This window comes from Mammaliicoccus sp. Q-M61, from assembly GCF_022386055.1.
In the GTDB taxonomy this organism is placed as follows: Bacteria; Bacillota; Bacilli; order Staphylococcales; family Staphylococcaceae; genus Mammaliicoccus; species Mammaliicoccus sciuri_A.
On record NZ_JAJNJL010000001.1, the window covers coordinates 338,846 to 353,039 of the forward strand.

Genomic DNA, 14,194 nt, shown 5'->3' on the forward strand with positions numbered 1-14,194 from the left:
TTACATTACCCCTATCCATAAACCAATTGCACCAGTAACGATACCTGTAGCCCAGAATACTAATACTATTTTCCATTCACTCCAACCAACTAATTCGAAATGGTGATGCAATGGGCTCATTTTAAATATTCTTTTTCCTGTAAGCTTGAATGACGTTACTTGTAACATAACTGATAATGTTTCAATTACAAATACTAAACCGATTAATAATAATGTTATTTCTTGGTTAAGCATGATTGAAATCGTTGCGAAAATACCACCAAGCGCTAGGCTTCCAGTATCTCCCATGAACACTTTTGCTGGGTACTTGTTGTAAATTAAAAATCCAAATAAACTTGCAAGCATCACTAAACAGAATAACCCAATTTCTGGTTTATCAAGAATAAATGATAGTGCCGCGTAAAAACCAAATGCAATGATGGATAAACCAGTTGATAGACCATCTAATCCATCTGTTAAGTTAACAGCATTACTGAATCCAACTTGCCAAAATACTATGAATATAATGTAGAAAACAGACAATGGTAATGACCAATCTGTAAACGGAATGTTGATAGCTGTTTCAAATTCATAGTTTGGTAATATAACACTTACGATATAGAATATAACGGCTATCGCAATTTGAGCTAAGAATTTTTGTTTACTTGTTAAACCTTGGTTATTTTTCTTAACGACAATAATATAATCGTCTATAAAACCAATAAGTCCAAAACCTAGTGTTACAAATAATAACAGGATGAGCGGACCTACTTGCTCAACATAGAATAACGCAATGATTGTTACAACGATTGTTGATAATAAGAACGTTAATCCACCCATAGTTGGTGTTCCTGTTTTCTTCATATGACTCTTAGGTCCTTCTTCTCGAATACTTTGCCCAAATTTTAATTTTTTAAGTGTTGGAATTAAAACGGGTACAAGTATCAAAGTCAATAAAAACGCAATGACAGGTAGCGTAAAATTCATAATTGTTCACCTTTTCTTTTGTATATTATCTATCATCCCGTGATTTATGATTCACTAGATGTTTTTTCTTCTTTACTATCTTTTTGATCATCTTTATTTTTGCTTTCATCTTTAGATGTTTCTTCATCATCTGGAACTTGTCCTATTGAATCATCACCATTCGGATGATTGTTAGAAAGTGTAAACTTAACTTTAGTACCAGATTTAATTGTTTGGTTCTGACTGACAGATTGCTCAGAAACATAACCAGAACCTTCTGATTCTACTTCAATACCTGTCGCTTCTTGTAATTTTAATAAGTCTCGTTTAGTCCAATTTTCAGTATCAGGCATCGTCATTTCACCGTCAGTAACAAGTAAAATTCTTTCTTTATCTTGGACATTTTTACCTTTAAGCGGTATTTGTTTTTTAATTTTATCACCTTTACCAATTACAATTGGCTCAAGTTTTTTACCTTTTATTGCATCTGTTGCTTTTTGTGTACTCATATTAACAACATCTGGTACATCTGATTCATTTGTCTTAGCTTTACCTTCAGTTTCTTCTACATCTAAATATTTCAATGTATTTTCCATAATTGGATTGAAACCTCTTGATACACCATACTCATACGCCTCTAGGTCACGTTTTTGTGCAAGTGACATACCAGCATAAACAACCACTTCAGGATCTTTAGCAGGCGCATAGCCCATAAAGCTTACGAAATAAGGATTTGCACCATCAACATAACCACCGTTTTTAGTATCTGGCACTTGAGCTGTACCTGTTTTACCTGCAACTCGGTAACCATCTATCTTATAGTTTGTAGCATGACTTTCTTTACTATTTACTACTTTATCTAATTCTGTCATTGTCTTCTTGGCTGTATCTTTAGATATTGGATTACCAACTACTTTTTTCTCGCCTTTTTTAATCGTTTCGTTACTTTCTTTGTTTTGAATCGATTTTACATAATAAGGTTCAAGCATATTACCTTGATTTATAATAGCAGTTTCAGCTTGTAACATTTGGATTGGCGTTACTGTAGTAGACTGACCAAATGAAGATGTCTTTCTTTGAAGTTCGTTATCAAATGCAATATTCCCTGGCGCTTCACTATCAAATAAGCCACCTGTCTTTTTACCGAAACCAAATTTCTCATAATATGCCTTTGCTTTATCAGCACCGACTAAGTCTTGAAGTTTCATCATTAATGTATTCGCTGAATATGTAAATCCAGTTGTCATAGGGATATTTCCCCAACCATCATCGTTCCAATCATAAATTTTAAATCCATCTATTTCTCTATGACCTGATTTAAATTTCTTGTTTGGTTCGAATTTACCTTCTTCAATTGCTGCAGCTAGACCATATGTTTTGAATGTTGAACCTGGTTCGTAAGTATTTTGATATAAATCATTCGCCCATTTTTTCCCGAAGTCTTTTTTCGTATCAGGATTAAACGTAGGTCTCTGACTGTAACCTAGAATTTCACCAGTTTTCGCATCCATGACAACCGCAAATAAATCTTTAGGTTCATAGCGATCTACCATTTCGTCGAGTGCATTTTCAACAAAGACTTGAATATTAGAGTCTAGTGTAAGATGTACATCATCACCATTTTGCGCTTTAATACTATCTTCACTGTTCGGTACGAGCATACCCCATATATCTTGCTTATAAGAGTTTTTACCCGTTTTTCCTTTTAAATAGCTATCAAATACTTTTTCAGCACCTGATACACCTTTTAATTTATTCGTATCTGGGTCTTTATCTGCTAAACCTATTAGATGAGACGCGAAATTACCATTAGGATAAAATCTTTTTTTCTCCGTTTCAAACGTCAATCCTGGTAATTTAAGCTTTTCAATTTGTGTTTTTTGTTTATAAGTTAAATCTTTACCTTTTTGACCAAACTCAACTTGAAAGGCATTTTTAGTTTTAAGTTTATCTAAAATATCATCTTCATCCATATCAAGAATTTTAGCTAATGCTTTAGCTGTTTTCTTCTTGTCTTTTACGTGTCGAGGTTTATCGCTAGCTTCGCTCATTTTTTTATCTAATATTGCCACTAATTTATAACTATCTGTATCTTCGGCAAGCACTTTACCATTACGATCATAAATTTTTCCACGTTCAGGTTCAGCGACTGTTTGTCTTAAATATTTCTCACTTGCCCTGTACGCTAAATCTTCACCAGCTGAGTGACCACTGATCATTAAATACGAATATCTTACGGCCAATATAAAAAAGAGCAGTCCGAAAAAACTTACTAAGAGGACTGCTCCTATTTTATTTTTCTTTATTTTAATTTTGGGCATCACTACGCACTACCTTTACATTGTCATTATTCAACTTTAGACCGTAGTCTTCAGCTTTTTCGTAGATGCGTTCGTATGACGATTGTTTCATTGATTCCGTCTTCAAATCACTGTTTGTTGTTTGTTGTTGTTCAATTTTACTGTCTAATTCTGCGATTTGTGTCTTGTTATTATACGCATCCATTTTTAAAGATAGCATATAAATACTTATCAACGCAATCATAGTTATTAATGATATGTATACGACTTTTTCGATCCTCGATATTCCTACTACCTTGGTCTTTTTTACTTTTTTCTTCTGTGGTTCGAGTTGTGGCTCTTGCCACTCATCAGGTCTATAATTCGGATATACTCTTTCTACTGCCATTCAATTGCCACTCCTCTGTTTACTTCAAAATTTCCGCAACTCTTAACTTTGCACTTCTCGCTCTATTGTTATGCTCAAGTTCTTGTTCATCAGAAATAATTGGTTTTTTGTTTACTCTTTTTAGTTTCGGCTTGTACGCTTCCGGTATAACCGGCAATCCCCTTGGTACATCTGGGCCTTTTTCATATTCTTGAAAGACTTGTTTACACAAACGATCTTCTAAAGAATGGAATGTAATAACTGAAATTCTTCCACCAACTTTAACGTGTTGTATTGCCGCTTCAATAGATGTTTCAAATGCACCTAATTCATCATTAACTGCTATTCTAATCGCTTGGAAGACACGTTTAGCAGGGTGTCCACCCTTTCTACGTTTAGCTGCTGGAATACCTTCTTTAATTAAATCCACTAGTTCGAAAGTCGTTTCTATAGGTGCTTGTTCTCTTCTTGCTTCAATCTTTCTAGCTATTTGTTTTGAAAATTTCTCTTCACCATATCTAAAAAAGATTTTGACAAGTTGTTCATATGACCATTCATTTACCACTTCATAAGCTGATAAAGATTGTGATTGATCCATTCTCATGTCTAATTTAGCATCATAATGGTAACTAAATCCTCGTTCTGGCGTGTCGAGCTGTGGACTAGATACACCAAGGTCATAAAGTACACCATCTACTTTACTAATATGTAGTTCTTCTAATATATGTTCTAAATTTCTAAAGTTGTTTTGTACAAAAATCACTTTATGCATATGGTCCTTTAAGATACCTTTAGCATGTTCAATTGCTGTTTCATCTTGATCGATTGCTATAAGTCGGCCTTGGTCATTCAATTGTTCAACTAGGTACAAACTATGACCAGCTCCACCTAATGTACAATCAACGTAAGTACCATCTGGTTTTATGTCTAATTTATCTACTGTTTCTTTCAATAGTACGGATACGTGATGAAACATTTAATTCACTCCTAAAAATCAAAGTCAATGAGATCTTCAGCAATGTCCTCAAAATTGTCTTCAGATTCATCATAAAAATCATTCCACGTAGAACGATCCCATATTTCAATTCGGTTAGAAACACCAATAACAGTACATTCTTTACTTAAATTAGCGTAACTTCTTAAATTTTGAGGGATGTTAATACGTCCTTGTTTGTCTAGTTCTACTTCAATCGCACCTGAGAAGAACATTCTCATGAATTTACGGGCATCTTTTTTTGTAATAGGTAAGGTTTTGAGTTTTTCTTCGATGCGCGCCCACTCTTCAAGTGTGTAGCCAAACAAACATTTATCTAGGCCTCTAGTGATAATAAAACGTTCGTTCAAATCATATCTGAATTTAGAAGGCACAATCATACGCCCTTTAGTATCCAATTGATGTTGGTATTCACCCATGAACATTTTATCTCACCTCACCTTATTTATAATTTACCACATTCCCCCACAATCCTCCACTATTTATACAAGATTTCTTAAAATTTGTGTAAATAGTAAAAAAAACACCCAATTTACGATTTCGTAAATTGGGTGTTAATCCTTGTTATGACTATAGTTCAAGCGTTATATGTTTAAAAGTGTAACGAAGTGGTGGATAGGTGGAGGGACTGAACATAGTAATCCCAAATTGATTCATTACTTGGATAGGATTCCACACTCTTTCTTGTAATCCGTGGTGAGGATGTAATGTATGCTCTACTATTTCGAAATGTCTCATACTGATTTCATTTTCTCTTTCAACATTTAATAAATATCTATCTATTAAATATTGATATTGGTGCTGATGTATTTGATTATTTTTTTCGACTAATTTTCTGTTTTGATAATCGTCACCAATTTCTTTAATCAGTTTTTGATGAAATTGAGATTGGCTTTCTTTCATTTCTTCAATTTCTCTTAAGACTTCATCAGAAGCTTTTGCTCTAATAAATTTTTCTTTATCGTTTTGAATACCATCTACTAAAACAGTATCTAGATCTAAGTTATAGTTATCGATACATTTTTTCGCTTCTTGCGTTAAATAACTAATACGCATACGCGGTGTAACTATAGGCATTTCAATATTAAATAAATTGAATACACCTTTTAATTCACCCCAATAAATAATTTCACTTGGCCCACCAATGAAACTTAAAGTATTAAATAAATATTCTTCCATTAAAGGTCTAGTTACAACATTATTAGAAAATCGTTCAGGATGTTCTTCTACAAGACTGAGTAATTCATCTTTAGTAAAGGTTACATCTGTATCTTTATTTAAATAGAATTTTTCATCTTCGTACATAATGAGCTGCCTTTTGTCGTCATGCTCATAGAATAAGTGAACATTACCATCCGTTAAAATCATGCGCTTTTTAATAACTTCAGCAAATTGGTCTTGTGTATTTCTAAATGCTGAATCTACTTCTTCATGTTTTTCAATGATTTCCTTGAAAAATGGTACTTCTAAAGATCTTAGTTCTGGATCATTCGCATCAATTAATAACAACCCATATTCTTTAAACACTTCATGTGTGATGACTTTAAAAATTTCACTCCATGATTCAGAAGACTCGATTGCTTTATGAATCAATGATTGAATATCTTTAGAGTGAACAGTTTCTCCGATAGAACTGAACATGTCATTTAAAGCATCTTTGATTAGTGTTTTATCAAAATGATAATGAGAAACACTCTTTTCTGGTGGTTCTAACGTACTATATTTCACCTTATTTAACTGTCTTGAAATACGATCATACGCATATGTATGATTCACTTCATCAAAATCATGATCTTCACCTGCTATCCAAAATACAGGAATAATTGGCGTATTTAATTTTTCACTTTGTTCGTTAGCTAAAACGATAATTGAAATGATTTTATGGAATGTATATAAAGGACCGGTAAAGAGTCCAGCTTGTTGACCACCAATAATGACTTTGTGACCACGTTTTAAATTTTCAATGTTTTCAAGTTGTTTATCTGTTAAATCCAATTGAGACATATAATTGTATATGACTTTTGAAAGAGCTTCTTCTCTACCATTAGCTGATAAATTCGAGCGTCTTTCGAATTCAGATTGGTCCCCTGGTTTATATCCATAAAAGTTTATAATTTCAGTATTATGATTTGTATATCTCTCTATAAAACTATTTTGTTGATCAATTACAGTCTTCTTACAGTCCATACGAGTCTTTCTCCTTCGAAATTAATTACTATCAATAGTATAAAGATTGTAGTTAAATAAAACAATCTAACGGCTTATAATTTAAAATTTTATTCAAATGAAGTATAATTAAGGAAAGAACAAGGGGGATTATCATGGCTAAAGTAGAACATTTACAAATTAATTACAAAACTGAAGAAGCATTCGAACAATTTCGTAACTTCGGAAACGAAGGTTTATATATGGTTGAAGAATTAAAAGGAAAAATGATCGATGCTAGTTCAGATTCACCATTTTACGGTATTTATGTTGGCGACAAGTTAGTAGCAAGAATGTGTTTATTTAAGCAAGATGAAGTAGAAAAAACTTACTTCCCAGCATTTAATGATTACCTCATTTTATGGAAACTAGAAGTATTAAGAGACTATCAAGATAGAGGATACGGCAAACAGTTATTAGATTACGCTAAGAGCTTCGATTTACCAATCAAATGTATCGCACGTAATCAATCTAAAGATTTCTTCTTAAATCATGGTTTCCAAGATATCGAGCAACAAAACCAATCCGGTGAAGATATTGTGATATGGACACCAGATAAATAATATACTAAAGGTCCCGTAGAGTGAGTGCTCTACGGGACCTTCTTTTCGTTTATATTCCCCATAATGTGTAGCAAGCAACTGCTGCCAATAAGATAATCATCACCAGTGCATGTGTCTTTTTAAACATATAAATGATTGCTAAATATTCTCTAATATATGCATTTGGATAGAAGTATGATTTCGATGATCCGCCCGTAACAGTTGCGTTCATTTTAATTTTCTTAGATAAAAATGCTGCTCTTAAAATATGAAAATGATTAGAAACAATCGTAGCAATTGCATGTTGTTTATAAGTGTTCATTATCTTCATAGAGAACACTAAATTTTCTTCTGTATTAGTTGATTTGTCTTCCATTATAATTTCTTCATTACGTATGCCTTGTTCCACTAAATATCGTCTCATCGCTTCAGCTTCACTGATTGCTTCATCCGAACCTTGACCACCACTTACAATCAATTTCGTATCTAAACTTTTTCGTTTTAATTTAATCGCTTTATCTAATCTCGCTTTCAAAAGTGGTGTTACCTTTTCTCCTATAATACCTGCACCCAGTACGATTATAAAATCTTGTTTTTTTCTTTTAGAAATGCCACTCACAATCCAAGCGTATAAATTATGCAATATAAATATTAAATTCAAATAGTAAAACAAGCTAGAAATAGCAATTAATATCAATCCGTTCCATAATTCTACTAACAGATACGGTTTAAAAACAATGATTAAAAAGTTAATTAAGATGAAAGATCCGTAACCAATGACAATCATGTTTGTTACAATTTTACCTTCATTTGCTATTCGCTTTTTAGTATTTAATAAAGCTAAGAGCATAACCACAATTACAATTAAACAGTAAATGATATTCGCTATGATAATGTAATTAATATTTAGATTTAAATCTAATGTTGGCACAATGATTTCAATCAATATCGTACTCATTAAACTGATGATAAACAATCCTAATAAGAAGACATTTTTATATTGTCTAAAATCCACTAAATAACTGATTATAAATAAAATTAAAAATGCTAACGTAACAAACATCATCGTCACCTCCTAGCCTATTATTTTCACAATCAAAGTATATCATCATAACCAACAAGATACACATAAAATTATTTTCAGAATTTTCAAAATAAATATTGAATTAGGTCAATATAGCTGATATACTATTTCACATTACTTACTTAAATATAGGAGGCAATTTATATGGAATATCAATCATCAAGTAGTCAAATAAAGGACGAATGTGGATCCACCTTTGGTAACAAAATGTTAACTATGTCGTATCAATCATCAAAAGGATGGTCTTCTCCTATCATTAAAGATTATGCACCTATCACAATTTCTCCAAGTGCACAATGTCTTCATTATGGTCAAACCGTTTTTGAAGATATGGTCGCCTATCATATCAATGACGATATTCATATCTTTAAACCTTTCGAACACTTTGAAAAGTTCAATCAATCACTGAACCGAATCGAAATGCCAGCTATAAATAAAAGCGAACTACTTTTAGGTATCGAACACCTTATTAATCAAGAACGTCAACTATTCGATTTACATGAACATCAACCTGTTAACATTAGAACAGTTATGTTTGCATCAGAGAATAAATTAGGTGTTAGTAAATCTGATACATATGAACTCATTACATTCCTATCTCCACTACCTAAAAAGCTGAATTGCCAAACACCAGAACTTATAAAAGCACATGTAGAAGATGAATATGTTAAATCTGTTACAGGCGGTGCTGGTTTTACACAATTTGGTGGTAACTACGCCGCTTCATACGCTGCAAAATCAAAAGCAGCTCAATTCGGATACGACCATGTAATTTGGCTAGATGGTACAGAGAGAACTTATATAGAAGAATTAAATAATATGAACATTTTCTTTGTTATCAATCATACACTGATTACGCCAGCATTAGACGGTATTACAGTACCAGGTGTAACACGACAATCAATTATTGAATTAGCAAAAGAATTAGGCTATCAAATAGAAGAAAGACAAATTAGTATTGACGAAGTCCTTCAATCATATAAAGATGGATTATTAACAGAAGTATTTAGTACAAGTACTTTGAATGCTATCACCCCTGTCTGTGAAATTAAATATAAAGACAATGTTTTAACCATTCATAACAATAAAATCGGACCAATTACACAACATTTATATACAACATATACATTTATTCAGCAAGGTAAGCTTCCAGACTTGCATCAATGGAACTATACAATAGAACGAGAATCGATCGAAATGTAGTATCTGTAAAAAGACTGGCACAAAAATTTGCCAGTCTTTTTTATTTGGAAAAATCAAAGTAAGTGGGAGCTTCTATGTTGCTTGTTTGGGGAGTCTTGCAACATACAGAGCTTCTATGTTGCTTGTTTGGGGAGTCTTGCAACATACGGAGCTGCTATGTTGCTTGTTTGGTCAGTCTTGCAATATAGGAGGCTTCTATGTTGCTTGTTTGGTATGTCTTGCAACATACGAGGCACTTATTTATCTTGTTTGGCTAGTCTTGATAAATTCGAGGCGGCTATTTATCTTGTTTGGTCAGTCTTGATAAATACCAGGCACTTATTTATCTTGTTTGGTCAGTCTTGATAAATACGAGGCACTTATTTATCTTGTTTCACCAGTCTTGATAAATACGAAGCTCCTATTTATCTTGTTTGGACAGTCTTGATAAATACAAAGCGTCTATTTATCTTGTTTAGTCAGTCTTGATAAATAGGAGGTCCTCAACATTGGTTGTCACGCCTCACTTTCAATATTCAGACATCCAACATTGCTTGTCACACCTCACTTGCAATATTCAGACCTCTATTTCTAAAAATATGAAAAGGAGTCTAGAACATTTCTGTCCCAGACTCCTTATGAACTTTATTTATCTTTCACTTCTTTAATGACTAAATTATCTAATACGAAATCTTTAGTCCCTTCAAAGTTCACTTGACCTTCATTTTTAACACCTTTATTGTCTGCCTTTTTATCTGTTGATGCTATGCCAATCCATGTTTGACCATTTTTATGACCTTTAATTGTCGTTTTGAATTGACGATGTTTTTTATTATCTACAGTACCTTTCAATGGTGTTTCTTTATATTTTTGATTATCAATACTGTCGTTACCTGTAGCAAAAGCATATGTGTCATCAGATCCTGCTTCATAATCAAATGAAACTTCATATGTCTTATTTGGTTCAAATCTAAAGTTTTGAGGTATCGTTTGATAAGCAAGTTTATTCTTTTCTACTTGACCATTAATTTTTAATGACCATGTACCATCGATGACATCACTTATACGTTTATTGTTCCACCCACGTTGTGTATATGGTGCATGTTTTTCAGATAAGTGTGTTCTGTTATCTTCTACGCCTTCAATATCAGATACGACAAACGGGAAGATGCCTTGAGGTACTTTTTCAAAATTTTGTTTAAACACTTTATCTTGTGAATATAATTGTTGATCATTTTCAAAAATTCGAATGTCATCAAAATATGTGACACCTTCACCTTTATCTCTAGAAAGCATTAAAGTTGCTTTACCATTTTTAGGTGCTTTAAAGTGCACATACATATTTTGAAAATAACTGTCGTTACCTTTCGTTGCAGATTCTTTAGTTGTATTATGAGCGTTAGCTTTAACATAATTTTTAGCGATGGATTTAGTTGTATAATTTTGATGTGTCGTACCATCTGCATCTACACTAATACTTGCTTTTTGATCACTTCGATTATCCACACCAACATAAACTGCATATTGTTTACCAGGTTTCAAATCTGTTAATTTTTGTTTCAATTCAACATTTTTCTTCGGATTATTAATCGTTAACATATTGTCGCTACTGTTTGATTTCGTAATAAAAACGTCTTTTTTAGATCCTTTAATTTTCCAATCTTTAAGATTTTCTGCATTAAATCCTGGATCTTTAATATGCATATCTTCTCCGTATTTTACTTTCTCATTACGTTGTTTTGATTTATACAATACATATGGTGTATTTGCTTTAACATTGGTTAAGGTAACTTTTCCATCTTTAACGCGCACATTATCAACATATTGACGACCATGCTCTGTTAGTTGGTATAATTTTAAATGCTTACTGTTCCAACCTTTTGGTAATTCCCAAGTTGATTCTCCACCATCTTCATTATAATGATAGAGCTTTTGTTTCTTACTGTTTAATTGCTTACCATTTTCATCCCAGTTCCACGGAATTAAATATTTATTGCCATCTAATATCTTCTGACCATTTAACGTTATCGTTCTAGATCTATAATTTTCTTTATCATTTTCATAATCATTAGATTTACGTTTAATAACTACTTTATCTTTACCATTTTTTAATTGGATTTCCATTTCAGGTGTCCATTCAACTGTTTGGTCATTTGCTGTCATTTTGACTGGCTTGCCATCTACCCACTTCGTAACTTCAAAGTGCTGTAAGTATTTAGTAGATAAATTTGTTTTAAAAATATTATTAATGTATTCATCAAAGTTGTTTCTACCTTGCCAACCTTCAAAGTCTTTCATATCATATCCACCTAGTAATGGATAATCAGCTGCGCCTGAATAAGTTTGGTAATTACCTACCCAAGAGTCTTTCTCGTGGTTTCGAATAAATCTTGCGACTTTTGAATTAATCCCTTTGTTTTCATAACCACCATAAGTTAAATCTGCAGCCCAATGTTGGAATGTTGAATCATATTCCATACCGTGACCCCATTCAACAGCTACTCTCCAACCTAAATCTTGTATTTCTTTTGCTAATTGATGAGACATCCAAGCTTGGTTATCACCTGATTGACCATTGCCCCATACATCTACATAAATAAAGTCTAAATCTTTACCTACTTTATCTTTAAAAGCTTTTAATCGGTCTTTCCTACCATGCAACATGTCATATTTTGCATCAATATTAATACCTTGATCTAACCAATTCCAACCATAATTATACGTACCGTCTTCATTTTTTCTTAAACGATCAGGATTAAATGCTTTAGACTCTGGATATGTTTCACTCGCATTAATATGTACCCCAAACTTTGCACCATATTGCTTACCGTTCTTAAGTAGTTTCTTCATATCTTCTGTGCCACCGATACGTTGTCCAATATTATCATAATCAAGATGACCAGAATCGTGACCCTCACTACCATATCCTTTTAAAATAATTGACTGACCTAATCCATCTGTATTTAAATTAACTTTTTTAACACCATCAAGTGATTTTAAAAATGGATTTTGTGCTTGTGAACCGAAATTCATTGCGATACGGTGTGCAACTAAATCAGGTACAGACTCTGAACCTGTCGGATGATTCATGATAGCTCTATATGCAATAGCACCATCTTGCCAGTCTGTTTTTCCATCACCATTTTCATCATCCGTTATAACAACTTTTGTTTTCGGCATTAAATGTTGTTCTTTAGCATTTTCATAACCTTGACCAGGCTGCAATATCCATTTAGAACTGGATAAACCGACATATTTATCTTTATCTACTTGTTCCGAAGTCGCATTTATTCTCGTATAATCTAACTCTCCTGTCCCTTCAGAATGTTGTGAATTACTCCAAACACCTGCACTCGTCTTATCATTTGAAACAAAACCATACATCATTGGATAATTAAAATCATCTTCAATATCTTTATTGACTTTAAAGTTTTTGTCGCCACTTTTCATCGTATTTGTAGACATACGTGTCGTTTGTAAGTTAGCATTTTTCTGTTTAGAATTCACAGAAACTAATGAATGATTAGGTATTTCAAAATCTTTTATTATAGTATCATCACTTTTACCATCTAACTTATTTTTATAATCCTTCATATCAAAATGTAATTGGTTATCTTTAACCTTCATCTCAATTGTAAATTCAGCATCTATTTTTTTATCTTTATTAGAAGCAATTAATTGATATTGAGCTGCATGTGCATTAAGTTTTTTATACTTAACTTTCGGTTGAACCGATTTACCATTCACTTTAATCGTCTTAATTTCTTTAACTTGGCCATCCATCTTCTTACCATTTTTCAAAGTATATTCAATAGCCCTTGGAAATGACTTATCAACCATCACTTTCATCTTATTGCCCTTTAATACGTCCCCTTTGTCTTTTGCTTCTACATGATGATTCGTCAGCGTTAATAAGCTGAACAACATAACAGAAACAATTGATACGACAAACAGTTTTTTCCTCCATACAAATGTTTTATTACTAAAATTCAAATTAAACACCCCTTTTTAAATTTGAAAACTTACATTTATTGTATACTTTTATATCATTATAGTCTAGCGTTTTTGTTCTATAATGTTTGATTTAACTTTCTATTTTGTTCATATAAACAAAAAGAACGAAATGATGAGATTCATCATTCCGTTCACAATTCATACTATTTATTTATAATTTTTAATTACTCTGACTATCAGTGCAATCATGGGAAAAATCATTAAGACAAGAACAATATAATATAAATTAACAATACTATTTTCCCAAGTAATTGGCACAATCACACCAAGTGCCATAATAAGCACTAAAATGATAATGTTAACAAACATGCATACTAACAAATCACGAAAACTTGATTTATTCTTGTAATCGAATGTTTGCTTCCAAAAATTTATATATGTCATAAGCAACCCTCCATTCCATTTACAGAATATACCAAATATATCAATTAATATCAATTGTTTTTTAGTGGATTATAAAAAATATTAAGAACATAATTTGTTTTAAATTACTCAAATAAGTTAAACTTAATTTACTATCTAGAATGATGAGGCATATTATGAATTTATGACATATTCAAA

At 32.2% G+C, this 14,194-nt stretch carries 11 protein-coding genes; 2 read left to right on the plus strand and 9 right to left on the minus strand.

Features of this window, described 5'->3' with window-relative positions; all coding sequences use genetic code 11:
- The 6 genes from mraY to bshC all read right to left on the minus strand — a co-directional run bounded on the left by mraY (position 1) and on the right by bshC (position 6,793).
- The gene (gene mraY, locus LQ677_RS01590) at positions 1 to 966 is read right to left on the minus strand and encodes a phospho-N-acetylmuramoyl-pentapeptide-transferase (protein ID WP_037587533.1); all 966 of its coding nucleotides are present in this window, start codon (positions 964 to 966) and stop codon (positions 1 to 3) included.
- A gap of 44 nt (positions 967 to 1,010) precedes the next feature.
- Positions 1,011 to 3,266 (minus strand): penicillin-binding protein, encoded by a 2,256-nt coding sequence (locus LQ677_RS01595; protein ID WP_239748047.1) that lies wholly within the window; start codon positions 3,264 to 3,266, stop codon positions 1,011 to 1,013.
- The gene (gene ftsL / locus LQ677_RS01600) at positions 3,253 to 3,633 is read right to left on the minus strand and encodes a cell division protein FtsL (RefSeq protein ID WP_037587528.1); all 381 of its coding nucleotides are present in this window, start codon (positions 3,631 to 3,633) and stop codon (positions 3,253 to 3,255) included. The genes LQ677_RS01595 and ftsL overlap by 14 nt, the downstream gene beginning before the upstream one ends.
- Positions 3,634 to 3,652: 19 nt before the next feature.
- Entirely contained in the window at positions 3,653 to 4,588 is a 936-nt protein-coding gene (gene rsmH / locus LQ677_RS01605) for a 16S rRNA (cytosine(1402)-N(4))-methyltransferase RsmH (protein ID WP_037587526.1), read from the minus strand.
- A gap of 11 nt (positions 4,589 to 4,599) precedes the next feature.
- Positions 4,600 to 5,031 carry a division/cell wall cluster transcriptional repressor MraZ gene (gene mraZ / locus LQ677_RS01610; RefSeq protein WP_025904608.1) on the minus strand — a complete coding sequence of 144 codons (432 nt, stop codon included), beginning with the start codon at positions 5,029 to 5,031 and terminating at the stop codon, positions 4,600 to 4,602.
- Between the two features lie 145 nt (positions 5,032 to 5,176).
- Positions 5,177 to 6,793 (minus strand): bacillithiol biosynthesis cysteine-adding enzyme BshC, encoded by a 1,617-nt coding sequence (gene bshC / locus LQ677_RS01615; protein WP_126476921.1) that lies wholly within the window; start codon positions 6,791 to 6,793, stop codon positions 5,177 to 5,179.
- A gap of 134 nt (positions 6,794 to 6,927) precedes the next feature.
- On the opposite strand from bshC, the gene LQ677_RS01620 reads away from it, so the two are divergent.
- The gene (locus tag LQ677_RS01620; protein ID WP_037587520.1) at positions 6,928 to 7,374 is read left to right on the plus strand and encodes an N-acetyltransferase; all 447 of its coding nucleotides are present in this window, start codon (positions 6,928 to 6,930) and stop codon (positions 7,372 to 7,374) included.
- A gap of 49 nt (positions 7,375 to 7,423) precedes the next feature.
- Here the strand turns inward: LQ677_RS01620 and LQ677_RS01625 are convergent, their stop codons facing one another.
- The gene (locus LQ677_RS01625; RefSeq protein WP_239748048.1) at positions 7,424 to 8,419 is read right to left on the minus strand and encodes a YdcF family protein; all 996 of its coding nucleotides are present in this window, start codon (positions 8,417 to 8,419) and stop codon (positions 7,424 to 7,426) included.
- A 162-nt stretch (positions 8,420 to 8,581) separates the two neighbouring features.
- On the opposite strand from LQ677_RS01625, the gene LQ677_RS01630 reads away from it, so the two are divergent.
- Positions 8,582 to 9,640, plus strand: coding sequence for an aminotransferase class IV (locus LQ677_RS01630; protein ID WP_239748049.1), 1,059 nt, complete (start codon positions 8,582 to 8,584; stop codon positions 9,638 to 9,640).
- Positions 9,641 to 10,264: 624 nt separating this feature from the next.
- Here LQ677_RS01630 and LQ677_RS01635 read toward each other — a convergent pair.
- Both LQ677_RS01635 and LQ677_RS01640 read right to left on the minus strand, forming a co-directional pair.
- The gene (locus LQ677_RS01635) at positions 10,265 to 13,612 is read right to left on the minus strand and encodes an endo-alpha-N-acetylgalactosaminidase family protein (RefSeq protein WP_275583241.1); all 3,348 of its coding nucleotides are present in this window, start codon (positions 13,610 to 13,612) and stop codon (positions 10,265 to 10,267) included.
- A gap of 168 nt (positions 13,613 to 13,780) precedes the next feature.
- A complete protein-coding gene (locus LQ677_RS01640) occupies positions 13,781 to 14,017 on the minus strand; it encodes a hypothetical protein (RefSeq protein ID WP_037559882.1) in 237 nt (78 codons plus the stop codon).
- Positions 14,018 to 14,194 lie beyond the last annotated feature (177 nt).